Here is a 23,476-nt window from a genome sequence, read left to right on the forward strand (position 1 = left end):
ACGTAAAAATGAGCGTGAATTGCGGTTTTTTAATGTGTAAGTAGTTTTTAATATTGTGCACATTATAAGGGGAAAGGAGTTGAAGGAAGTTATGCCGCAGCAAAAAAACTTTTTAACGATGCCAGCGCAACATCAAAATAAACAGCCTGGTATTGAATCGTTAATGAATCCTCGTCCAAAGTTTGAAGATCCTAATTATAAAGGAAGCGAAAAGTTAAAAGGAAAGAATGTATTAATTACAGGGGGAGATAGTGGAATTGGGAGAGCTGTGTCCATCGCTTTTGCAAAAGAGGGAGCAAATATTGCGATTGCTTATTTAGATGAGGACGAAGATGCAAATGAGACGAAAAAACTTGTTGAGAAAGAAGGCGTGAAGTGTGTATTGCTGCCGGGTGATTTAAGTAATGAGCAACATTGTAAAGATATTGTGGAAGAGACCGCTGGGCAGCTAGGTAGTTTAAATATTTTAGTGAATAACGTCGCACAGCAATATCCGCAGCAAGGATTAGAATATATTACAGCGGAACAGTTAGAAAAAACGTTTCGTATTAATATTTTTTCTTATTTTCACGTTGCGAAAGCAGCACTCTCTTATTTAAAGAAAGGTGATGTAATTATAAACACGGCATCTATCGTTGCGTATGAAGGAAATGAAACGTTGATCGATTATTCTGCAACGAAAGGAGCAATTGTCGCTTTTACAAGATCGCTATCTCAGTCTTTAGTACAAAAAGGAATTCGTGTAAATGGTGTTGCACCAGGCCCAATTTGGACACCGCTTATTCCATCCAGTTTTGATGAGAAAAAAGTATCACAGTTTGGGAGCAATGTTCCTATGCAAAGACCTGGTCAGCCGTATGAATTAGCGCCTGCATATGTATATTTGGCGTCTAGTGATTCGGCATATGTGACAGGGCAAATGATGCATGTAAATGGTGGAGTAATTGTGAATGGATAGTTTTCATTTATAAGAGCAAAGTAAAGCTAATTACATTTATCCCGCTATTTGCGGGCAGTAAGACTCCTACCTCAAAATTCAGCGAATGCAAGGAAGTTAGATGGGAGATAGCTGCCCGTAAATGCCCGATTGGTGAAGGCTAATACTCAGTGGGGATGGACAACTCCCCCCACCGAGTAAAGTTTCACTTTATTATGATGTTAGTGCTAGGGAGGATTTAGATGAAGAAAGTATGGTGTATCGTAATCCTATTTTTCTGCCTGCCAGCTAGCGTTTTTGCTAATACAGATCATTTAATATTAGTTAACCTTACGACGAATCAGCTTTCTTTTTTTGAAGAGGGAAACTATACTAGAACATTTCCGATAACGACAGGAAGAGATAGCACTCCGACGCCTGAAGGGAATTTTTGTATTATAAATAAATATAAAAATAAAGAATACCATCGTAAAAAAATACCTGGGGGTGCACCGAATAATCCTCTCGGTACGAGATGGCTAGGTCTGGATAAAAAGGAATATGCCATTCACGGGACAAATCGTGAAGGAACGATTGGAAGTCGGGAATCAAATGGTTGTATTCGCATGCACGATCGAGACATACAATGGTTATATGACCGGGTACAATTACAGACAAAAGTAATTATTTCTCGTTTTCATACGAGTCCCGAATACGAAGCTCATAAGCTTGGGTATCGTGTTGTGAGCTGGAATGGTCGTAAAGTAGAAGAAGAACAAATTGGAATGCTTATGTTAGTAGATCGTGTAAATATATATTGGCAAGAACCAAATGGACAATTAACGAAAGTAAAAACGGTATTGCCAAATGAAAAATACGCAGTGTACTCCAAACGAAAAGATGGAACCTATTATATAGGAAACAATTTGTATATTGTAGAGGAAACGGGAGAAAAAATTCGTTATGAGCAATTATCTTATTCGATTTTGAGTAATATATATAAGCGGAAATATAATATTCCATAATAGCTACCGTGTATAGGCGGTAGCTTATTTGTGATGAAGTTTAGTTGTTTTTATTGATTTCATACCAATCGCGTGCCTACAAATAGTGAGATGAGAAAATTGAAACAGCAACTATTATGTTTTGGTGAATATAATACAGTACAGATTGGGAGGCGGTCACAGTATGAAAAGTGAATTTGCATTTAAAATTTTCTTAGTAACGACCTGTTTATTTATCGTGTATTTGTATGCGTTTCTCGTCTTTTCTTTTTATGTTCCATATGTTGATTTAATATTGTTCGTCGGATTTATTTGGGCATTTGTTAAAGCGAGGGAAGGGGAGAAGAGTATATACCGACGTATTACTTTGTGCGGGACGGTCCTTCTCGTTATTTTGTATTTTTTTATAATGCATGATTTTTGGAGGGGAATATAAAAAAAGCATACGACCAATCGTATGCTTTTACGTTTAATATTTCGGTTTAAATGTATGACAACACGTTTCTACACTCGTTGTTACAGAACTTTCAAGCGTCTCGTTTGTTAAAGTAGCGCTTGTATACGAACTGTTTTCAATTTGACCTGATTCTTGTGCATCAGGTTGAACAACGATTGCACTTGCTTGACAAAAGTTACCTTGTCCCCAAAATGAGCAATTGGAAACAGAGCATTTTACTTCTGGCATAAAAACCCCCTCCTTATACATTAGTGTGGGATTTTACGCCCATTTCATGTGTAGAAGGAGTTTCCTTTTCTCATTATTGCTTCGTTTGCTCAAGCCATTCTTTTAATTTGTCTTTCGATTGTTCGCCGCTAATACGGCTCACTTCTTTACCATCTTTAAAATGAATGATTGTTGGAGTTCCTTTAATTTTATATTCATCCCAAGGAGCATCTAATTTTTCAATATCCATAACTTTCATATCGACATTCAAGTCTTTAGCCATTGGTACTACGATAGGAGATAATTTTTGGCAATGAACGCAAGATGTTTGATAAAAGTATACTGTTTGTTCTTTTTTCTCTTTTAAATTCTTTTGGAGATCTGAAAGAGAAATTTTATTTGTGTAGTAGTCAGGGCCATCTGGTTGACTAGTAGCATTATCAATTTTTTGGCTCGTTGAAGCACTTTTTTCTTCCATTTGTGTTACAGCGAAAATTGCTGCAAACAAAGCGATAATAATACCACCAAATATAAGCATTTTTTTCATTCTTTCATCTCCTTATTTGTTTTTAATTACAATAAAGCTGCAAATAGCGATTGTGATAAAGCCGATAAGAGCTAAAAACGGGATTGTCACAAAGCCGAACCAGTTTATGTATTCTCCCGTACAAGGTACGCGTCCGCAAGCTGCTCCTGCAGCTGATAGTGCTGAAACTTTTTGAATTGCATAATGATATAAAGAAATACAAGCACCAATACTTGCAATTGGTAAGGAATAACTTGCAATACGATAATCTTTTTTTACTACAGCAATGCCGAGCCATAAAACGAATGGATACATAAAGATACGTTGATACCAGCAAAGGACACAAGGCTCAAATTTCATGATTTCAGAAAAGTATAGGCTACCTAGCGTAGCAATAAAAGAAGCTCCCCATGCAGTAAATAAAGCATACTCTTGCTTTTTTTCTCGTCCCATATTTTATACCTCACTTATAATAGTTACATACTAAATTATAGTATGAAGTAGCACAGAAAAGAAAGAGAAAATATGTTTATCAATAAAAGTTTTGTAAAAGAAAACTTTTATTGATATAAAAAATGTTCAAAAAAGCGCCATTCTCTAAGAGAGAATAGCGCTATATTTTACATTTGAATTTGCTCTACTACTTCTTCTACATGTGACTTCTGGGATGCATGGTCAATATATTGAAATAGGAGCTGCAATTGTTTGTCAACTTCTGGCAATTCTTTACTGTATTGATAAGCGTGTAAAAAGTGTTCAATACGCTTAGAAAATAGTTGATCATTCGTTTGAACCATTAAAACGAGTAGTTTATCCCAATTACAGCAATACGTGTAATAGAGAGCTTTGTCATAGTCGTTATATGTTTGCACTGTATACCCTCCTTACTGAGGAGTTATATATAGTGTGTGACAAGTAAGAAGAAATACACTTGAAAGAATTTGTTAAGAAAAAAAGTGAATGAAAAGAAAAAAACGAGGAGTCTCCTCGTTTTTTAAGCTTTTGGCATTGGCGTAGGTGTTGGTTTCCCATATCCTTCTTTGTATTTATTATCAATATAATTACGAATTTCAAGCGTTGATTTTCCTTTTTGTTTCATCGAAGCAGATTCAACTGCGATTTCTAAGCAATTCACACAAGTTGTCGCATGTGAATCCCAAACAACTTCACCATTCTTTTTGATTTCACGAATAAAGCAATTTTTATTATTTTTATGCCCTACACTTTCACCACACCCGCAGTAACAAGGAATCCAATCTAATAATTCAGCATTTTGTCCAGCGACAGTATAGATGTCTTTCATTTGTGGATCAAGCTTGTCTAGGAAGGCCGGAAGTGTGTCGACTCCCTTTGTTTTTTCTTGAATATCTGCTTGCTGAGTATGTGATGCGTGGTCATGCTCTTCTTTTGATTCAGAAGATTTTTTTTCATCTGTACCAGTACTCCCGCATCCAGTAAGAATTAAGCTCAGTACTACGAGTAAAGAAAATACATACTTTTTCATTCGCTTGTCCCCTTTACAAATGTATTAATAAAATTGTATCAAATATCATGGGGTGTCGGGAGAAGATTTTTTCGACTTATTTTTGAAGTGCCATCGTAGTGAATGGAATAGAAATAAGATTGGGATGTAAGCGTATACAATATATAACCCAGCTTGAGACAGTACTGTATTTAATGTATTGATACTTTCACGGTTTGTGAAAAACAAGGATGAAATAAATATAGCTGCGATAAAAAATGGCAGTGTAATGTTAAATGGTATGCGAAAAGATTTCTTACTAATGCAACAAGAAGACCAAATCGTTAAACAAAGGTTAGGTAAAATAATAAGATACCATAAGAAAATAATAATGTACTCAAATCTTTGGATAAAAGGAACCTTAATTATTTTTAGCATCGTTAATGTTGGCCAAATTGTATGATGTAATTGTCCTTGGCTATAGTACATAAGGGATACGATTGCTAATATTACGTATAGAATGGTTGTAAAAGCAATACCGCTATGTGCCCATTTATTTAAGGATTTTCCTTTTTTAATAAATGGATAAAAGATAAGGATTGCTTCAAAGCCAAGAAATTCTAATGCAGATGCTTTCGCTGAATATAGAATGTCTGCAGGTGAATGGGTGAAAATAGGTAAAATATTACGGACATGTGCGTATTTCATAGGGAAAACTAAGAAGAATAGTACGAAAATCGGTATTATGACACCCCAAAAACACATTCCTGTTACAGAGCGGAAGCCGCCTTTTATTACGTAATACGTCACGAGTAAAAATAATAATGTTAATTTCCATGGCTTAATTGTAGGAAAAACCCAAACTTGAATGACTTCAATATATGTACGAAGCACAGTAAGGCAAAATAAGAGAAGATATGCGGCAAAGCACATAGAGAAAAAGGTTCCAATCCATTTTCCGAAACATGTCGTATGAATGGTCATCAAATCATTGTCTTTATCTAACATTTTTAACATACAAAACAGTACGATATGAGTTAAGACACCCGCAACAATAAGGGAAATCCAAGAATCATAACCAGCATATTGTGCAATAACTCGTTGGTATCCTAACACGCCTACTCCAATTTGAAGAGAGTGTAATAGAAGGAATGTGAAATAAGGGGAAACAGTATGTGTTTTATCTTGTTCAACCACTATAGCACCTCACTATTCTCCAATACCAGATTGCACGACATTGATTTGCACATGAACAGCAACGTCTACATTAGGGTACATTTCTTGAATTTGTTTTATAGTCCATTTTCTTGAATGACTACGAATTTCTTCTTGTATACCTATCGGATCGATTTCTTTTTCTTGGAATTGTTTTATTAATTCGTTTAAATGCTTCTCAAGCGTTTTTTCTACATGTTTTTTTACGTAAGTTATATTTTCGTGCTTTGCTAAATCGAGCCAGTCGGGAGCATTTTTTATAAGTCCGTTTAACTTTAAGTGGATGTTAACTTTCGGAATGTCACCGTTTTGGGAAAGAGAACAAAAACTTTTCCCGGATAAGTTTTGAGTAGCGATCAATCCTTTACGCTTACCTTGACGTATCGGAACTTCGTAACGACCATTTTTAGTTGGATTAATGAGTAGTTTTAATAAAAAAGATCCTTTTTTATCTGTGTACATAACCACTTTATCCTTTTTTAAAAAAGCAATTCCTTTAATGGAAGCAGACTTGTCTTCATCAACTTTAATATAAGGAAGAAATGGATCGCATCCAGATGAATAAAAGTTATATAAAAAAATATTTAAAGCTGTCCGAGGGATTGTCTCGGTTTCTATATTTTGCTCCAGTAAATCAGATAGATATAGCGATCCATTCGTTTTGACATGTTTAAGTAATTCTTCTGTTGAACCATCTACAAGCGCTAGTTGCACATCTCGGCCAATATTAGGATCACGTTGTAAGTTGTTAATAACATCCCCAATTCCACGTTCACCAAATGATTTTCCAAATAGGACAACACGCATTTGACCTACAGCGATCGTATGTGGTGATTTGGCGTTTAGAAGTGAAGAAATTGTTTCAATTGTATCTGCGGTAGTTGACTGAGTTTCTGGTTTTGATTGAACGCCTTTTGTGTAATCGGGATATAAAATTGTCCCGCGAAATTTTTTATCTTTCGTTATATCAAATCCACCTATATGAATCATTCGCTGTGTGTCTACTATATTCGGTTGTGTACAGCCGGATTGGAAAATTAAAATGATAATGGAAAAGCATAATAAAGTATTTTTCATTTCTCTTCACCATCATGTTTTTCTTTCGCTTTGTTTGGATCATAGCGCCATTTCTTTTTTGGTCTTAGAAAAGAGGCACGTCCTGCAGTTTGACTAAATGGCAAGCGAAAGAGACCTTCTGCCGTTCCTAAACCGCGAAATGGATATAGAGGTAATAAATAAGGTGATCCAAGTGATTTTAAGCGAATTAAATGAGCTAATATGAGTACGAATCCTACAATGAGACCTAAGCCCCCAAATGCACCAGCTAAAAGAATAAGTGGAAATCGTAGTATCCGGATAGTAGAAGACATTTTTACAGTTGGTGTTGTAAAAGAAGCGAGTGCTGATAAAGCAACTGCAATTAATAAAATGGTACTCGTTAAAGCAGCCTGAACAGATGCTTGGCCAATTACAATCCCGCCAACGATGCCGATTGTTTGTCCAACTTTTGTAGGTAATCGTGCTCCAGCTTCACGGAGCAATTCGATTGTGATTTCTAAAAAAAGTGCTTCTAAAATGGGCGGAAAGGGTACATTAGCTCTTGAAAAAATAATCGGACCTAGTAAATCCGCAGGAATCATTTGATAGTGATACGTTAATACAGCTGTATAAATAGCTGATGAAAATAGCGAGAATGCTGCTCCGAAAAAGCGAACCATTCGAAGAAATGAGCCTGCTATCCATGGTAAATAATAATCTTCTGGAGAGACGAAGAAATCGAGTAATGTCGCTGGTCCAGCTAATGCGTAAGGTGAACCGTCTGTTAAAATGACGACTCCTCCATTCAATAATGCATAAACGGAGCGATCTAAACGCTCTGTAGGGAGTAAAACAGGGAAGGGAGAGTTGCTGTTATCACTAATAAACTGTTCAATCATAGTTGCATCGAAAGGAACATCAAAGTCAATGTCTTGTAGGCGCTGCATCGCAGTATTAACGTGCTGCTCATTCGTAATATCTTCGATGTAAGCAACTACGACTTTTGTTTTTGATATAGAACCAACCATAACTTCTTTGAAAACTAATTGTTCTGTGACAATATTTCGCCGAAGTAAGTGTATATTTGTATCGATATTCTCAACAAATCCGACTTTTGGACCGATGACACTATATTCATTTTCAGTATCGTTATATAGCCGTGTACCTAAAACGGAACTTTCAGCACGAATAAGTGCATATTCTGCGATTTGAGAATCATTTTTTAGTTGTATAAGTACATACCCACCTAATAATTTTTCACGAATGTCATCAATAGTAGGGCCAGTGATAATCTCCTCAAGTGTGACGATATTTGCTATATCACTTATATTTTCAATGTGATCTAATTCTCTTTTTATAGGTGTTAAAATGAATCGATTAATGAGGAGTGATTCAGCCGTAGATTTATAGTAAAACAAACATAACGTCCCATCTTCTACGATGTTATAAGAAACGAAATCACTAGACTCTTTCATAGTTTGGATAAATTCTGGAATGGAACAGATTGTTTTTTTATTCTTCTTAGATGAAAAACGAAACATTTTCTCACCCCTTACCTACATTATTTACTTATGTTAGTTTTTGGGGAATACGGGAATTTATACTTGAAAATTGAAAGTTCATAAAGAAAAGGAAGAGGGATGAATATCTCTTCCTTTTTGGCATGTTAATTTGTTTTCTTTTCTTTAATAGACTTCACTAATTTAATCATTTCTGCCCGTATATCTTCCTTTTTAACATTTAGTTTTTCTGCAATTTGTTTAATATCCATCCCATCTTTTTTCATTTTCAGTACATCATCGAGAGAAGTATTACTTTTTTGAGCGATGATTGTTAATACCGTGAGCTGACGTAAGCCTATGTTATACTCTTTCATTTTTTGTTTTAGTCCATCTGGTGTGGACTTTTGCATATTTGCTAATTTTTGCAGTAGTGCTTTTTTCGTTTCTTTATTCATATGATGCTTTTTCAATTTACTTGGGTCTACACCGAAATGCTCGGCTGTTTTCTCCCAAGATTTATTTTGCTTATAGTAAGCTAAAACGTCCTTAATTTCTTTTTTACTTATTCTTGCAATGTGGGCAGCTTTCCAAATTTCATGTTTATTATAGCCGAGTTTTTCGAGCGACTGCATTTCTTCTTCTGAAATAGGCTTATGATGGTGCATTGTTACTTCTTTTGGCGTGGCAGCGGAAGCAGGAAAGACAGATATCCCGCACAATAATGCTGCCATAGTCATACTTACTACGATTTTCTTATACATGTAAACTCCTCCTAGATGGGTAATGTGGAAAACTTACACATATCATTTCCATAAAATGTGAAAAACTTGTGAACAAGTTAAGTTTTTTTATTCACAGTATAAAAAGAAGTTTTTCATGGTTTTCCAACATAAAACATTGATTAATAGTGAAAAACTAGGTTATAATCGAAATTGAAAATCAATATCAATGACGGATTTATACATATAGATAAAAATAAGGGAGAGAAAAATATGACTACATATACTTCCATCGCAAACGTTATTAAAGAAAGACGTTCTGTTCGTACATTTACAGATAAAGCAGTAGAAAAAGAGCTATTAATTGAACTATTAAACGACGCAACATGGGCACCGAATCATAAACACCGTGAACCATGGAATTGTAAATTATACATTGGAGAAGGCCGTCAGAAATTAGTAGACGCAGTATTAAACTCTTTCACAGAAGAAGAAAGAGCAAAACGCGGCAAAACTTTATCTGATCGTTTCTTAAGTACGCCTGCACAAATCGTTGTTTACATTGATGAAGATCCGCGTCAAATTCCACGTGACGAAGATTACGCTGCAACATGTGCATTTATGCAAAACTTCCAATTGCTTGCTTGGGAACGCGGCTTAGGCTGTGTTTGGAAATCAGGTGGATTAAACTATAATCCACTATTTATAGAAGGAATCGGTTTAACAAGAGGTCAACGCATCATTGGAATTCTTCACATCGGCTATTTCGATAAAGCACCAGAAGGAAAAGCTCGTACGCCGATTACGGAGAAGATGGAGATTATTGAGGGTTAGTTTGGAAGGCATTCTCGTTTTTTACGAGGGTGTCTTTTTATTATGTAATCAATCCTCATGAAAGCTTGTGCCCCATCATACACTTTCTTAAGGGAAAGTGTAAGGAGGGAAAATAATGAGAGCAAGTGAAGATAAAGCATTGCAATATGCGATTGCGGAAATTACGGAAATTGCGACTGGATTTGGGCTTGATTTTTATCCGATGCGTTATGAAGTATGTCCAGCGGAAATTATTTATACATTTGGTGCATATGGGATGCCGACGAGGTTTTCACATTGGAGTTTTGGAAAGCAATTTTTCAGAATGAAATTACAATACGATTTAGGACTTAGTAAAATTTATGAACTCGTTATTAACTCTGATCCATGTTACGCCTTTTTATTAGATACGAATTCTTTAATTCAAAATAAACTAATCGTAGCGCACGTTTTAGCGCACTGTGATTTCTTTAAAAATAATATTCGTTTTTCGAATACGAAGCGAGACATGGTAGAAAGTATGGCTGCAACAGCGGATCGTGTGAAAGCATATGAGCATAAGTACGGAAAGGCAGAGGTAGAAACATTTTTAGATGCCGTACTTGCCATTCAAGAACATATTGACCCGTCACTTATGCGTCCGAAACTTGCGTGGAGTATTGATGATTTAGAAGAGGAAGAAGTAGAAAAGAAAAAGGTATCACAGTACGATGATTTATGGAATTTAGATGATCGAAACAAAAAGAGAGAACGACCTAATATGCATAAAAAGAGGAAAATCCCTCCGCAACCAGAGAAAGATTTACTCCTATTTATCGAAGAATATAGCCGTGAGCTAGAAGATTGGCAGCGCGACATATTAACGATGATGCGTGAAGAAATGTTATATTTCTGGCCGCAGCTTGAAACGAAAATCATGAATGAAGGCTGGGCTTCCTACTGGCATCAACGCATACTTCGTGAAATGGACTTAACATCTGGTGAAGCAATTGAATTTGCGAAATTAAATGCGGGTGTCGTACAGCCATCAAAAACAAGTATTAATCCATACTACCTTGGTATTAAAATGTTTGAAGATATTGAAGAACGCTATAACAATCCGACAGAAGAAATGAAAAGGCGTGGTGTGAAGCCTGGTTCTGGCCGTGAGAAAATGTTTGAAGTACGAGAAATTGAATGGGACGTATCATTCCTAAGAAATTACTTAAATAAAGAACTCGTAATGAGAGAAGATATGTACTTATTCCAGCGCCAAGGTAAAGAATATAAAGTAATTGATAAAGAGTGGAAACAAGTACGAGATCAACTTGTAAATATGCGTACAAATGGAGGTTTCCCATACTTAGTGGTAGAAGATGGCGATTACTTAAAGAATGGGGAATTGTACATTAAACATAGTTACGAAGGAATTGAGCTCGATTTAAAATACTTAGAAAAGGTATTACCGTATCTTCATCAGTTATGGGGAAGAACGGTGCATATGGAGTCCATTGTGGAGAGTAAGGGTGTTGTGTTTTCTTATGATGGGAAGATGGTGCATCGGAAGTATGTGTGAGGGCAAGAACGGACATAGAATGCTGTGTCCGTTCTTTTTATTTGGAACAAAGTTAATTATGCTATTCTTGAAGAAAGGGAGTTAAATATAGAAATGGAGCGATTCAAATGAGCAAAGTAGGGGTATGTCAGGTGGATATTACGCCGCCTTTAGGTATTGATTTTATCGGATATCATAGAGATAAGGGAATCAATGATTTTAATAAAACTGTAGAAAACGAATCCATTTTGAAAAAGACTAATCAAAATGGATTCGTTTTTTATATGGAGCTTTTGGTTACCAAACAGGTCGTATACTTGATGAAAATCTACCTGTATTTTCTTTAGTAACGAATGTTGTTAAATCCTCTTTAAGCATTTGCATTCGTTCTGCACCTATGTTTGCAATCCATCGCTGTTCTATTTCAGCTACTATTTCTTTTTTTGCTTGCATTACTGCTAAACCACGTTCGGTGAGAACAATGATTTTACCTCTTTTATCAGTAGGATGCGTTTGGCGCGCGACATAACCACTGTTCTCAAGAGAATCTACCATTTTACTTATGGCTTGTTTTGAAACCCCTAAATATTCAGCTAGTTCTATACCGGTTGCTCCATTAGGAAGGATACGTTTGAACATAAAACCGTGTGCGGGCCTAATATCTTCAAATCCCAATTCACTTAATTTGTCGTGTAGTTCAGTAATTAATGTACTGAAGGATAGTGATAAAAGTGAAGTAAGATCTAATTCGTTAAATGTTTGATGATCCATGTAAATAACCTCCTTGCATATAGTCAATTAAATTGACTATATGTTAGTGATAGAACAAATAATGATTTATATAAATAGAATTAATGGAGGTTTCACATGGTTAATATCGTTAAAATTAGAGCTAACGTATTTATTCCAATGTCGTGGACAGAACCACAGAAGGATGTACAAACAGGAAGAGTAATCCAATTCGAAGGTGATTCACGTGAATTTACACCACATGCGGTAAATACTATGCGCTCTAGAGTTGAGCAAGAGGTAGTAGTAGATTTTTATAAAGAAGAAGTGTTTTCATATGCAAACACGGGTATTACGACAGAGAAGATTACAAATCTAGATGGTTCTGTGAATAAAAGAACAGGAAAAGCGAGTACTGAAAATATTGTGTGTACTCATATTGCATGGAATTCTGATGGTGTCCAATTCAAAATGAGTGCCAGTGCAAGTAATCCATTAAATATATATGCACCTCCTGTGGATTATTTATTAACTGTATGTGTTAAAAAGGATGGTAGTATCGATATTCAAGGAGAGCATGATGGATTCCCTTGTTATGAATTTTATAAACAAGTAGATTTTGGTTCATTTGAGCAAATTTATACACATGATTTTAGAGAAACTGGTGATACAGCTGGAGCTTTAGGTGGAGAGATGGATTATAGTTTTACAAAGAGATTATAGGAAGTAGGATAATAAAACGGTTGATTCTTTCGTTCGTAAATGAAATGAATTTTTTGTAGTAGATATATTGTATTAGTCATAGTATCCGCCGAGTATTAGCCATCACCAATTGGGCATTTACGGGAAGTTGATCTCCCACCTAACTCCTTTTCTTTACAGCTGAATCCTTGGAAGAACTAAGCTTTTTTAACTCAAAGTAAAGAATGTAAATAATTTTATCGTTTTGTTAAGTCAATGTAATTAATAATGATAATCATTATTAATTACATTGACTTCTAAGAAAAGAAAAATTAGAATTTATAAAGGGGATCCTCAATTGTTCGCTATCATTTATATAGGAGGTAAGTTAAAGTGTATAGCTTTATTTCTATAAGATGTAGATTGGCTCTTTACAGTTTTGGTGTTCTCTTTATCTTTTTTATATGGTATTTTGGGTGAATCAGAAGGTATATGCAGAAGATGTACCTTGGACATCAGTTTCGAATGAGGGAGAAAGAGTACTTTTTCAAGAACAATCTTTGTATAGTAATGATCTAAGAGGAGAAGATCTTGTTTCGCCTTCGTTTGAAGGCGTTAACCCTAGAATTTTAACATATAGGATTGATACTTATGAGGGGCAAAGTGGATCACCTGTATACCATTATTTTGATACGGGTGTCAGAATAATAGCCATTCATACAAGAGGAAATAAAAATATGAATTCTGGAAATCGGATAACAGACGATGTTTTTAATAATATTAAAAAATGGTCTGAATAAATATAGTAAGTATATTGGGATTTTGTTTTGTATATTGGTCATAATCTTGATGTCTAGTTGTATAGCAAATAATGAGGAGAATGCTAGTAAGGTTGGTAATCCTATAACTTTCTATGTTCAGAATAAAGAGAAACAACCGATAAAAGATTTTGAAATTATGCTTATAAAAGATGAATCCCCTGGGCCTAGCAAAGAAATCGTAATTTCGATAGGGAAGACTAATCAAGAAGGAAAATTTATTTGGAAGACTCCCAGAAAAGGGAAGTATATAATTTTACTGCCGAATAATGAGAAAAAAGCGATTGTGATTAATGATAGAAATATAGCTGAATTAATAACGATTAACGTAAATTAATGAATAAGGATAGGCCGAAACCCGCCATATGGTTGATTCGGTCTATTTTTATCTGGTTAGAAAGTATAAATTATAGGCTTAAAATTAAAAACTTTACAATATACCCTCAAGGGTATATGATATTATACAAAGTTACAAAGTAATGTATAATATAGTTATAATTACGGAGGTGGTCTACAGTGGAATATAATCAAGATATGAAAAATAGATTGAAACGTATTGAAGGTCAAGTTCGTGGTGTGCTTCGCATGATGGAAGAGGGAAAAGATTGCCGAGATGTTATTACACAGTTAACTGCATCCCGTTCTGCGCTAGATCGTACAATTGGACTCGTTGTGGGAACAAATTTAGAGCAATGTTTACGTGAACAGTTTGAAAGTGGAAATGGTTCAAATGAAGAATTAATTAAAGAAGCTGTTCAATTACTTGTAAAAAGCCGATAATCTGTCAAACATATGTGTTGACAGATTTTCAAAAACATTTTATTATACCCCTACAGGTATATGTATAGTGATTAGGGAGGAAATGACGATGAGTATAAAAGTGGATACGAGTCTAGATTGTAAAGGATTGGCTTGTCCGATGCCGATTGTGAAGACGAAGAAGGCGATGGAAAGATTGGCATCAGGGCAAGTGATTGAAATCGAGGCAACAGATAAAGGATCTACGTTAGATATTCAAAGTTGGGCGAGTAAAGTAGGGCATCAATATATCGGGACGAAACAAGAGGGAGATATATTAAAGCATTATGTAAGAAAAGCCCATGAGCATGAAGTGAATGAAGTTGTGAAATATTCTTATACGATTACGAATGGGGAATTGCAAAATATATTATTAAGTGGTGAGGATTGCACTGTATTAGATGTTCGTGAAGAAGCGGAATTCGTCTTTGGTCATATTCCATCCGCAATTTCGGTGCCGTTAGGTGAATTAGATAGTGCTTTGTTAGACAGTGCGAAACCAATTTATGTTGTTTGCCGAACGGGTAATCGTAGTGATATAGCGTGTCAAATGTTGAAAGAAAAAGGTTTTTCAAACGTGAAAAATGTCATTCCAGGTATGTTAGAGTGGCAAGGGAATGTGGAGAAATAAAATTTTTTAAATGAAAATATACCTATGGGGGTAATTAAATGAACATTAAGATGTTACAAGCAAAAGATGTTGCAGAGAAAGTTTTATTCGGAGATTTGTTTATTTTAGATGTTCGTAATGAGACGGATTATGAAGATTGGAAAATTGAAGGGAAACAAGTTTCTTCTATAAATAAACCTTATTTTGACTTGTTAGATGGTGTAGATCATATTGTAGATGAATTACCGAGAGAAAAAGAGATTTTAGTCGTATGTGCGAAAGAAGGTTCTTCGCAGTTTGTTGCGGAGCAATTGTTAAATGCTGGTTTCAACGATGTTTCCTATTTAGCTGGTGGGATGAAAGCTTGGAATGAATATGTAAAGCCGCTCAAAGTAGGAGATGTACAGGGCGGAGGGAGTATATATCAATTTAACCGTCTTGGGAAAGGCTGCCTATCTTATATGGTCGTTTCAAACGGTGAAGCAGCAGTTATTGATGCAGTAAGAACGGTTGAAGCATACGAGGAATTTGCGAAAGAGCATGGAGTTACTATTACGAATGTAATGGATACACATTTACATGCAGACCATATTTCTGGTGGTCGTAAGTTAGCTGAAAAAGTAGGTGGTACGTATTGGTTACCTCCAAAAGATGCGGAGGAAGTCGTTTTCTCATACGAACCACTTGTAGAAGGATCTGTTATTACGGTGGGGGGTACCAAAATTGGAATTGACGCGTTATACTCACCAGGGCATACGATTGGGAGTACGTCATTTATTGTAGATGATTCCTATTTATTATCAGGTGATATTTTATTTGTAGATTCAATTGGCCGTCCAGATCTTGCTGGGAAGGCTGAAGATTGGGTGAGTGATTTACGAAATACGTTATATAAACTTTATAAGGAACTGTCTCAAGATTTAATTGTTTTACCAGCTCATTATTCAAAAATAAGTGAAATGGACGACAGAGGCATTGTGAGTGCGCATTTACAAGATTTATTTAAGGAGAATGTAGGGTTAAATATTGTTGATGAGGGAGAGTTTCGTAAAACTGTGACAGAGAACTTACCGCCTCAGCCGAATGCTTATGAAGAAATTCGTCAAACGAATATGGGTAAGATTTATCCGAGTGTGGAAGAAGAGCGTGAAATGGAGATTGGCCCAAATCGTTGTGCAGTTCATGATTCATTATAAAATAACAAACTGGAGGAATAGATGATGAATGTAAAACAAGTATTAGATGCGAAAGGTTTAGCATGTCCAATGCCGATTGTAAGAACGAAGAGAGCGATGGATACTTTACAATCTGGAGAAGTGTTAGAAGTACATGTAACGGATAAAGGGTCAGTTAAGGATATTCCAGCATGGTCAAAAACAGGCGGTCATGAAATAGTAAAGCATAATATAGAAGACGGTGTGCTGAAGTTTTGGATTAAGAAGGCGTAGTGAAGAACTAGTTTTATAAAGGCGGAGAGGTTGGTTATATGAATACAATATTAAGTACGCTGTTCATTGTATTTGCTGCATGGTTTGTTATTTCACGTTTTTTACCGGTGAAAGGTGTTCAAAATATAAATGGAAAAGAATTAAAAAGTATAGTGGGAAAACAGGGGAAGTACTTTATTGATGTTCGTACAGTAGGTGAATATAGAGGAAATCATATGAGAGGATTTCAGAATATCCCGCTAAATGAGTTAGTTAGTAAGGCAAATCAGCTAGATAAAAATAAGGAAGTAATCGTTATTTGTCAGAGCGGGATGAGAAGTAAGCAAGCAGCAAAAGTATTAAAGAAATTAGGATTTCAGCACATTATAAATGTTTCAGGCGGTATGAACGCTTTGTAAGGAAGGGATAGCAAGATGAAAGAAATAACAGCGAGAGAAGTAGAGGAAAGATTGTTACGAAATGAAGAGATACATGTGATTGATGTTCGTGAAGTGGAAGAAGTGATGGAAGGGAAAATTCCAGGAGTGATTCATATTAGGTTAGGTTTACTAGAGTTTCGAATACATGAGCTGGATAAAAATAAAGAATATATTATCGTTTGTCGCTCAGGCGGGAGAAGTGCAAGAGCAGTTCAGTTTTTAGAGAGTTACGGTTTTCGAGCCATAAATATGGTAGGTGGCATGTTAGCTTGGGAAGGTAAAGTTGTATAGTACGGAGATAAATGATTTGAGCCTTTTTATAAATAATTAAATACCCCTATAGGTAATTAGGAGGAGAACAACATGGAACAACAGAAGAAAACGACGATTGTTTTATTTAGTGGAGATTATGATAAGGCGATGGCAGCTTATATTATTGCAAATGGTGCAGCGGCGTACGATCATGAGGTGACTATTTTTCATACTTTCTGGGGTTTAAATGCGCTTAGGAAAGATGAACATGTGAAAGTAAAGAAAACGTTTATAGAGAAAGTGTTTGGAAAAATGATGCCGCGCGGCGCTGATAAGATGGGATTATCAAAAATGAATTTTGCTGGTATGGGGCCAAAGATGATTAAAGGCATTATGAAGAAGCATAATGCGATGTCTTTGCCAGATTTAATTGATATGGCGAAAGAGCAAGAGGTTAAGCTTGTAGCTTGTCAAATGACAGTAGATTTATTAGGGTTAAAAGAGGAAGAGATTATGGAAGGGGTAGAGTTTGCAGGAGTAGGTGCATATTTAGCAGATGCTTCGGATGGGAATGTGAATTTATTTATTTAAATCACCTTCTTTTTAGAAGGCGGGGGATACAATATGAGTTTAACAGTACTACTTTTTATTATTGGATTTATAGGTTCGTTCATATCAGGGATGGTTGGGATTGGCGGTGCAATTATTAATTATCCGATGATCCTATACATTCCAGTATTGCTAGGATTTGCCGGATATACATCACATGAAGTGAGTGGTATTACAGCAGTTCAAGTATTCTTTGCAACTTTTGCAGGCGCGTGGGCGTACAGGAAAAGTAACGATATGGATAAAACGTTGGTTGTGTATATGGGAGCTAGTATATTAATAGGAAGCTTTGTAGGTAGCTTTAGCGCGAATTTATTAAATGAGCATGCTGTAAATGTTGTTTATACAATATTAGCTACTATCGCGGCTATTATGATGTTTATACCGAAGCGAAGCGATCGTAAGGGATCAGAGGGGATTATGTACAATAAATGGCTAGCTAGTTTGTTAGCGTTTATTGTAGGAAGTGTTTCCGGCATTATTGGGGCTGGTGGTGCGTTTCTTTTAGTCCCGATTATGCTAGTTGTTTTAAAACTACCGATACGTACGACAATAGCAACCTCTATCGCTATTACTTTTATTTCCTCGATAGGAATTACTACTGGGAAAGTGATTACTGGACAAATAGTTGTTATTCCGGCTCTTATCGTTGCGATAGCAAGTTTATTTGCCGCTCCTCTTGGAGTGAAAGTAGGGAAGAGACTGAATCAAAAAATTTTGCAATATGTATTGTCCGCTTTAATTGTAGGAACTGCGATAAAGATGTGGATTGATATGATATCGAAATAAAAAGATGGTGCTCTTGTAGCACCATCTTTTTATTTACGCCCAAATAACTTTCATTAAGTTCTTATATTCATCGTTTGCCAGTTTATATAGCATTCTCGTGTGTTCAAAGACAAGTGCGGGATTAAAGTTTGGTTCTGAGAATGCAAGAGATGTTGAAATATCAATTGCATTTTGTTTGTTTAGCGTGAATTTTGCAAATCGATAAGATGTGTTTAATTCATTGATGACATGTAAAATGTCATTTTTTGATGTTGAATCAGGTACAAGAGCAACATTGAAGCAGTATATATCCACAGCAGGATGTTCGCTTTGGAAAGCAGCGATAAGTTGAATTTTTGCGCCAGCTTCTGTTTCTAATCCTACTGAAAAATGTACCGAACCATCATTTTCATCTATATTTTCTTCCATGTATATATCGTTTGATTTTAAGTACTCTTTAAAATCTGAAATGTTATGTTTTACTGCAGCTTTCATATGTATGAGCCCCCTGATAATTGGAATAGATTACTATTATTTATTATAATTTAAAAATATTAAAAAAGATAGTTGGAAAGTTCTGATTTTTTGTTTTGAAAGCATTAAAAAGAAGCAGTGCTCTACCTCCATAGAGCACTGCTTCACTTTATTCATTGTCATTAGACGATGTTTCTGTATCTTGACTGTTATTTTTATTCTTATCTTTAGTTTCATTGTTACTTGATTCGCGTTCACTCGTATTTTCAGACTTAGATTCTTTTGTTTTCTCTGAGCTTGTTTTTTTCGAATCAGAATCAGAATCAGATTTTGTATAGGCAGGTAGTCCAAGGTGACTACGAAGTTCGTTTGTAACATTAGCTAATTCTTTTTTATCTGGATTGTAGTAGTAAGTTCGGCCACCACCAGCTGACTTACTACATGTATCATCACCTTTTGCCATGTAACAATCTTCACCTTGAAGTTGTAATTTCTCAATTTCCGAATCCGATCCATATTTATAGAATGAAAGCATGTCATCGAATGTTAAGTTTGTAACGAATTGTCCGTTAATATCATCAATTATGTTACCAACTTTTGTTACAGACCCAGCGCTTGTTAGTTTCTTTAAAATTGCTTCAATAACAAGTTGCTGACGTTGTCCACGCATTGCATCACTATCAATGTGCCTTGTTCTAGCAAGAGCAAGAGCTTCTTCACTATTTAACTTTTGAACACCTTTTTTCAGGTGAATTGCATCGGCATTATCATTGCTATCTTGTTCAGTAAATTCAACTGGTACGTCAACTTCAATGCCACCTAAATCATCGACAATTTTCATAAATGATTTAAAGTTAAATTTTACAAAGTAATCGACAGGGACATTCATTAACTTTTCAACTGCATCAATACTTGCTTGTGGTCCACCATCTTTTCCGTTTTTGGTAGAACCGAATGCATGAGCGTGTGTAATTTTATCTTTTTTCTTTTCTACTGGAATATAAGTATACGTGTCACGTGGAATACTTAATAGCTTTACAGTTTTGCTATCTTTATTAAAAGTTGCAAGTAATAGTGCATCCGTTCTTATAGCTTCACCATATTCTTTCCCGCGGACATCGCTTTCATCAACGCCCATTATTAAGACAGAGACGTTATTTGTAATAGGTTTTACAGCTTTAGCACGTAAATCAGACTTATCACCGCGTGCTAAATCGTGAGCGGCGTTTCGAACAGCAGAAGATGCTTTATTTACTAAAAACCATGTATAACCGCCACCTATTATTAAAACTAATAGAATAACGCTTATAATAATTTTTGTTTTTTTCTTACTATTTTTCGGTTTACTTCGTGTATTTTCTTGTAAAGATGGGTTTTGCTCCATTTCTTGTACTCCTTCATTTGGATTGAAATACGACACTCATATCCACTTATTATAATGAAATTTAGCGAAAAAAAACATTACAAATCATTTACATTTCGTAAAAATTCAATTTATTTATAAAAAGTCAGATTTTCTATATTTTATTTTAAAGATGTAGAACAAGTATAATGTGTTTTAGTAGAAATGAAAATATGTATTGTGAGAAAGTGATAGAGAAGTAAGATTTGTTGAAATATAGCCAAGAAGAAGCGAATAGATTTATGGGTATTTCTTATATAATAAAGAAGGATTTTACGGATGAAGGAGAGAGCGTAATGAATCATACATCATTCCGAGCAATGGTCGTGAAAGAAAAGGAAAATAATCAATTTGAAAGAACCTTTGTTGAGAGAGAAGTCGATAGTTTACCTGAAGGAGACGTATTAATACGTGTTTATTATTCTTCATTAAATTATAAAGATGCCCTTTCAGCTAATGGTAATAAAGGTGTAACGAGAACATATCCTCATACACCAGGCATCGATGCAGCGGGAGAGGTAGTTAGTAGTGAAAATAGCGCCTTTCAGGAAGGCGATCAAGTTATTGTAACTGGATATGATTTAGGTATGAATACTTCTGGTGGTTTCGGGGAATATATTCGCGTGCCATCATCTTGGGTCGTTCCTTTACCAAAAGAAATGTCTTTGAAGGAAAGTATGATGTATGGGACAGCAGGTTTCACAGCTGCCTTATCGGTATATAAGCTTATTAGAGCGGGAATTACGCCTAGTACGGGAGATGTTTTAGTAACTGGTGCTACGGGCGGAGTAGGCAGTGTAGCAGTTAGTATCTTAGGAAAGCTAGGATATAGCGTAGTAGGGGCAACAGGGAAAATGGAAGAGAAAGAGATGCTGCTACGTTTAGGTGCAAAAAAGATGATTCGCCGCGCGGAATTGAGTGATGAATCAGGAAGACCGATGCTTAAAGGAATATACGCTGGGGTTGTCGATACTGTAGGCGGAAACATGTTAGAAAGTTCTTTAAAGGTAGTTAAGTATGGAGGTTGTGTCACGACGTGTGGTAATGTAGCGGGGCATGAGTTAAATACAACTGTATATCCATTCATATTACGAGGAGTTAGCCTTATAGGAATAGATTCAGTTCAATGTCCGATAGATGTGAGAAGAGAAGTGTGGGCGTTATTAGCGACTGAGTGGAAAAATTCAAAGTTAGCGTCCTATACAGAAGAATGTACATTAGAAGAATTAGATGAGAAATTTGTACTTATACTGCAAGGAAAGTTAAAAGGGAGAACGGTTGTAAATATGAAATGAAAAAAGAGACGCTAATTTGAGCGTCTCTTTTCCTATTATAATGATTGTTTTAAATTTACTTTTCCTTGTTCCCCTAAAACACCATCAGCAATATTTACAGCGTGATCACCGATACGCTCTAAGTTACTTACCATATCAACGAAGATGATGCTTGCATCACCTGAACAGCTACGTTCGTTTAGACGTAATACGTGACGTTTACGAAGAACACGTTCCATTTGGTCAATTTTACGTTCTTTTGCAATAACAGTTTGAGCTAGTTCAGTATCGAAGTTTGTTAAAGCTTCAACTGAGTCTTGTAATGTTGAAATTGTTAATTCAAGCATTTCATTTAGTTCAGCTAGTGCTTCATCCGATAGTGAAACACGGTTTGAAATTTGGAAATCTACAAGTTCTACAAGGTTTTCTACATGATCACCGACACGTTCAATATCTCCGACAACACCTGCTAAAACGGAATGTTTTTCAGAATCTGAAGGTGAAAGTGGTTTTTCTGATAGTAAAACTAAATACTCGGTAATTTTTTTATCTAAATTGTTAATAGCGCCTTCTAATTGAGTAGCCATGTTCGCGTGTTTTTTGTCTTGTGTATTTAAAAATTGGTTTGCTTCTTTTAATCCATCTAATGAAAACTCCGCCATACGGATAATCTCTTTTTGAGCTTCTGTTAAAGCAATAGCTGGAGATTGTTCAATAAAGATTGGATTTAAATGTTGTGGTTTGAAGTTAATGGATGCATCTTCACCACGAATAATTTTTGTTACAATCCAGGCTAATACTGCAATGAATGGGAACTGAATGATTGTATTCGTTACGTTAAATGTTCCGTGTGCAAATGCAATTGTCATTTCTGGATTTAAGTTTAATGACGTTTGGAAATATTGAATTAAACTTGTAAATGGTATCAATATAATTGTAAAGATAATGGTACCGATAATATTAAAGATAACGTGAACTAATGCTGCACGTCTTGCTGCAATTGAAGTACCGATTGCTGCTAATACTGCTGTAATTGTCGTACCGATGTTATCACCGAATAATACAGGAAGGGCAGCTTGTAAATCGATTGCACCCTGGCCAAATAATTCTTGTAAAATACCGATTGTTGCGCTTGAGCTTTGTACAATTAAAGTGAAGACTGTACCGACAATAATTCCTAGAATTGGATTATCACTCATGCTAATCATTAAATCTTGGAATGACTCTAAAGAACGAAGAGGTTTCATACCTGCGCTCATTAATTCTAAACCGAAGAATAACATACCAAAACCGAATACAACTTGACCTACAGAATGTACTTTTTTATTTTTAAAGAAGAATAGTAAAATCGCTCCAACTGCCATAACTGGGAGAGCGTATTCTCCGATTTTAATTCCGATAATAAATGCAGTAACTGTCGTTCCGATATTCGCACCCATAATAACACCAATTGCTTGTCTTAATGTCATAAATCCGGCACTTACAAGTCCGACCGTTAAAGCAGTTGTTCCTGAACTTGATTGAATTAATACAGTAACTAACATACCTGCTAGTACACCCATAAGTGGGTTCGTTGTAAAGCGATCTAGAATATCGCGAAGACGATCTCCAGCTGCTTGTTGCAGTCCATCGCCCATGTATTTAATCCCGAATAAGAAAATACCTAATCCACCAATGAACTGGAAGATCATTTCTTGAACATTATATTCCACGCATTCCACTCCTTAAATTTCATGTACGATGTAATTATTAACTGAACCTTGAGTGACTGTAAACGGTTTGCTAGTAAAATTTACACTAA

General features: G+C 35.6%; 30 protein-coding genes and 1 pseudogene. 18 read left to right on the forward strand and 13 right to left on the reverse strand.

Going from position 1 to position 23,476, the window contains the following annotated elements; translation table 11 throughout:
- Window positions 1–91: 91 nt before the first annotated feature.
- The 3 genes from KPL75_RS18015 to KPL75_RS18025 all read left to right on the forward strand — a co-directional run bounded on the left by KPL75_RS18015 (window position 92) and on the right by KPL75_RS18025 (window position 2,356).
- Window positions 92–958, forward strand: a complete 867-nt coding sequence (locus tag KPL75_RS18015) for an SDR family oxidoreductase (RefSeq protein ID WP_219921125.1) — start codon at window positions 92–94, stop codon at window positions 956–958.
- A 221-nt stretch (window positions 959–1,179) separates the two neighbouring features.
- The gene (locus tag KPL75_RS18020) at window positions 1,180–1,941 is read left to right on the forward strand and encodes a L,D-transpeptidase (RefSeq protein ID WP_219917208.1); all 762 of its coding nucleotides are present in this window, start codon (window positions 1,180–1,182) and stop codon (window positions 1,939–1,941) included.
- Between the two features lie 163 nt (window positions 1,942–2,104).
- Window positions 2,105–2,356 carry a hypothetical protein gene (locus KPL75_RS18025; protein ID WP_219917209.1) on the forward strand — a complete coding sequence of 84 codons (252 nt, stop codon included), beginning with the start codon at window positions 2,105–2,107 and terminating at the stop codon, window positions 2,354–2,356.
- A gap of 33 nt (window positions 2,357–2,389) precedes the next feature.
- Here the strand turns inward: KPL75_RS18025 and KPL75_RS18030 are convergent, their stop codons facing one another.
- The 9 genes from KPL75_RS18030 to KPL75_RS18070 all read right to left on the reverse strand — a co-directional run bounded on the left by KPL75_RS18030 (window position 2,390) and on the right by KPL75_RS18070 (window position 9,088).
- Window positions 2,390–2,605, reverse strand: a complete 216-nt coding sequence (locus KPL75_RS18030) for a DUF1540 domain-containing protein (protein WP_219917210.1) — start codon at window positions 2,603–2,605, stop codon at window positions 2,390–2,392.
- Between the two features lie 73 nt (window positions 2,606–2,678).
- Window positions 2,679–3,131 carry a thioredoxin family protein gene (locus tag KPL75_RS18035; RefSeq protein ID WP_219917211.1) on the reverse strand — a complete coding sequence of 151 codons (453 nt, stop codon included), beginning with the start codon at window positions 3,129–3,131 and terminating at the stop codon, window positions 2,679–2,681.
- Window positions 3,132–3,143: 12 nt separating this feature from the next.
- Window positions 3,144–3,563, reverse strand: coding sequence for a disulfide formation protein C (locus tag KPL75_RS18040; RefSeq protein ID WP_002116351.1), 420 nt, complete (start codon window positions 3,561–3,563; stop codon window positions 3,144–3,146).
- 167 nt (window positions 3,564–3,730) lie between these two features.
- Window positions 3,731–3,982 (reverse strand): YhdB family protein, encoded by a 252-nt coding sequence (locus KPL75_RS18045; RefSeq protein ID WP_002150460.1) that lies wholly within the window; start codon window positions 3,980–3,982, stop codon window positions 3,731–3,733.
- Window positions 3,983–4,104: 122 nt separating this feature from the next.
- Window positions 4,105–4,614: a PCYCGC domain-containing protein gene (locus tag KPL75_RS18050; protein ID WP_219917212.1), complete on the reverse strand. Its 510-nt coding sequence runs from the start codon at window positions 4,612–4,614 to the stop codon at window positions 4,105–4,107.
- A 45-nt stretch (window positions 4,615–4,659) separates the two neighbouring features.
- Window positions 4,660–5,769: a GerAB/ArcD/ProY family transporter gene (locus KPL75_RS18055; RefSeq protein ID WP_219917213.1), complete on the reverse strand. Its 1,110-nt coding sequence runs from the start codon at window positions 5,767–5,769 to the stop codon at window positions 4,660–4,662.
- A gap of 12 nt (window positions 5,770–5,781) precedes the next feature.
- Window positions 5,782–6,864, reverse strand: coding sequence for a spore germination protein GerYC (locus tag KPL75_RS18060; protein ID WP_219917214.1), 1,083 nt, complete (start codon window positions 6,862–6,864; stop codon window positions 5,782–5,784).
- Window positions 6,861–8,366 carry a spore germination protein gene (locus KPL75_RS18065; RefSeq protein WP_219917215.1) on the reverse strand — a complete coding sequence of 502 codons (1,506 nt, stop codon included), beginning with the start codon at window positions 8,364–8,366 and terminating at the stop codon, window positions 6,861–6,863. Before KPL75_RS18065 ends, KPL75_RS18060 begins: the two co-directional genes overlap by 4 nt.
- A gap of 125 nt (window positions 8,367–8,491) precedes the next feature.
- Window positions 8,492–9,088: a hypothetical protein gene (locus KPL75_RS18070; protein WP_219917216.1), complete on the reverse strand. Its 597-nt coding sequence runs from the start codon at window positions 9,086–9,088 to the stop codon at window positions 8,492–8,494.
- A 231-nt stretch (window positions 9,089–9,319) separates the two neighbouring features.
- Between KPL75_RS18070 and KPL75_RS18075 the strand changes: the two genes are divergently transcribed.
- The 3 genes and pseudogenes from KPL75_RS18075 to KPL75_RS18085 form a co-directional block, all read left to right on the forward strand.
- The gene (locus KPL75_RS18075) at window positions 9,320–9,880 is read left to right on the forward strand and encodes a nitroreductase family protein (protein WP_002166344.1); all 561 of its coding nucleotides are present in this window, start codon (window positions 9,320–9,322) and stop codon (window positions 9,878–9,880) included.
- A gap of 115 nt (window positions 9,881–9,995) precedes the next feature.
- Window positions 9,996–11,414: a stage V sporulation protein SpoVR gene (gene spoVR, locus KPL75_RS18080; RefSeq protein ID WP_219917217.1), complete on the forward strand. Its 1,419-nt coding sequence runs from the start codon at window positions 9,996–9,998 to the stop codon at window positions 11,412–11,414.
- Window positions 11,415–11,521: 107 nt separating this feature from the next.
- Window positions 11,522–11,626, forward strand: a pseudogene (locus KPL75_RS18085) (alkaline ceramidase); the annotation flags it as partial.
- 64 nt (window positions 11,627–11,690) lie between these two features.
- On the opposite strand, the gene KPL75_RS18090 reads toward KPL75_RS18085, so the two are convergent.
- Window positions 11,691–12,164 carry a MarR family winged helix-turn-helix transcriptional regulator gene (locus tag KPL75_RS18090; protein WP_219917218.1) on the reverse strand — a complete coding sequence of 158 codons (474 nt, stop codon included), beginning with the start codon at window positions 12,162–12,164 and terminating at the stop codon, window positions 11,691–11,693.
- A gap of 96 nt (window positions 12,165–12,260) precedes the next feature.
- Between KPL75_RS18090 and KPL75_RS18095 the strand changes: the two genes are divergently transcribed.
- From KPL75_RS18095 to KPL75_RS18145, 11 genes are all read left to right on the forward strand, one after another.
- Window positions 12,261–12,845 carry a DUF3238 domain-containing protein gene (locus KPL75_RS18095; protein WP_219917219.1) on the forward strand — a complete coding sequence of 195 codons (585 nt, stop codon included), beginning with the start codon at window positions 12,261–12,263 and terminating at the stop codon, window positions 12,843–12,845.
- A gap of 422 nt (window positions 12,846–13,267) precedes the next feature.
- Window positions 13,268–13,603: a trypsin-like serine peptidase gene (locus KPL75_RS27685; RefSeq protein ID WP_002063882.1), complete on the forward strand. Its 336-nt coding sequence runs from the start codon at window positions 13,268–13,270 to the stop codon at window positions 13,601–13,603.
- A complete protein-coding gene (locus KPL75_RS18105) occupies window positions 13,569–13,958 on the forward strand; it encodes a DUF2606 family protein (RefSeq protein WP_219917220.1) in 390 nt (129 codons plus the stop codon). The genes KPL75_RS27685 and KPL75_RS18105 overlap by 35 nt, the downstream gene beginning before the upstream one ends.
- A 179-nt stretch (window positions 13,959–14,137) precedes the next feature.
- Window positions 14,138–14,401, forward strand: coding sequence for a metal-sensitive transcriptional regulator (locus KPL75_RS18110; RefSeq protein ID WP_002063885.1), 264 nt, complete (start codon window positions 14,138–14,140; stop codon window positions 14,399–14,401).
- Window positions 14,402–14,489: 88 nt separating this feature from the next.
- On the forward strand, window positions 14,490–15,050 hold the full coding sequence (locus KPL75_RS18115; protein ID WP_219917221.1) for a sulfurtransferase TusA family protein: 561 nt from the start codon (window positions 14,490–14,492) through the stop codon (window positions 15,048–15,050).
- A gap of 38 nt (window positions 15,051–15,088) precedes the next feature.
- The gene (locus KPL75_RS18120; protein WP_219917222.1) at window positions 15,089–16,225 is read left to right on the forward strand and encodes an MBL fold metallo-hydrolase; all 1,137 of its coding nucleotides are present in this window, start codon (window positions 15,089–15,091) and stop codon (window positions 16,223–16,225) included.
- 21 nt (window positions 16,226–16,246) lie between these two features.
- Window positions 16,247–16,477 (forward strand): sulfurtransferase TusA family protein, encoded by a 231-nt coding sequence (locus KPL75_RS18125; RefSeq protein WP_219917223.1) that lies wholly within the window; start codon window positions 16,247–16,249, stop codon window positions 16,475–16,477.
- 38 nt (window positions 16,478–16,515) lie between these two features.
- Window positions 16,516–16,875 (forward strand): rhodanese-like domain-containing protein, encoded by a 360-nt coding sequence (locus tag KPL75_RS18130; protein ID WP_201040565.1) that lies wholly within the window; start codon window positions 16,516–16,518, stop codon window positions 16,873–16,875.
- Window positions 16,876–16,890: 15 nt separating this feature from the next.
- Window positions 16,891–17,187 carry a rhodanese-like domain-containing protein gene (locus KPL75_RS18135; protein ID WP_219917224.1) on the forward strand — a complete coding sequence of 99 codons (297 nt, stop codon included), beginning with the start codon at window positions 16,891–16,893 and terminating at the stop codon, window positions 17,185–17,187.
- A 72-nt stretch (window positions 17,188–17,259) separates the two neighbouring features.
- Window positions 17,260–17,739 (forward strand): DsrE/DsrF/DrsH-like family protein, encoded by a 480-nt coding sequence (locus KPL75_RS18140; protein WP_002063892.1) that lies wholly within the window; start codon window positions 17,260–17,262, stop codon window positions 17,737–17,739.
- A gap of 33 nt (window positions 17,740–17,772) precedes the next feature.
- Window positions 17,773–18,546: a sulfite exporter TauE/SafE family protein gene (locus KPL75_RS18145; protein WP_002063893.1), complete on the forward strand. Its 774-nt coding sequence runs from the start codon at window positions 17,773–17,775 to the stop codon at window positions 18,544–18,546.
- Between the two features lie 33 nt (window positions 18,547–18,579).
- Here KPL75_RS18145 and KPL75_RS18150 read toward each other — a convergent pair whose 3' ends face one another.
- The gene (locus KPL75_RS18150) at window positions 18,580–19,020 is read right to left on the reverse strand and encodes a hypothetical protein (RefSeq protein WP_002010734.1); all 441 of its coding nucleotides are present in this window, start codon (window positions 19,018–19,020) and stop codon (window positions 18,580–18,582) included.
- Window positions 19,021–19,168: 148 nt separating this feature from the next.
- The gene (locus KPL75_RS18155) at window positions 19,169–20,419 is read right to left on the reverse strand and encodes an LCP family protein (RefSeq protein ID WP_309137435.1); all 1,251 of its coding nucleotides are present in this window, start codon (window positions 20,417–20,419) and stop codon (window positions 19,169–19,171) included.
- 278 nt (window positions 20,420–20,697) lie between these two features.
- Here KPL75_RS18155 and KPL75_RS18160 point away from each other — a divergent pair, with 278 nt between their 5' ends.
- Window positions 20,698–21,696: a YhdH/YhfP family quinone oxidoreductase gene (locus KPL75_RS18160; protein ID WP_219917226.1), complete on the forward strand. Its 999-nt coding sequence runs from the start codon at window positions 20,698–20,700 to the stop codon at window positions 21,694–21,696.
- Window positions 21,697–21,731: 35 nt separating this feature from the next.
- On the opposite strand, the gene KPL75_RS18165 is transcribed toward KPL75_RS18160, so the two are convergent.
- Window positions 21,732–23,387: a Na/Pi cotransporter family protein gene (locus KPL75_RS18165; protein WP_219917227.1), complete on the reverse strand. Its 1,656-nt coding sequence runs from the start codon at window positions 23,385–23,387 to the stop codon at window positions 21,732–21,734.
- Window positions 23,388–23,476: the final 89 nt, after the last annotated feature.

It is taken from the genome of Bacillus sp. NP247 (genome assembly GCF_018966865.1).
Classification (GTDB): Bacteria; Bacillota; Bacilli; order Bacillales; family Bacillaceae_G; genus Bacillus_A.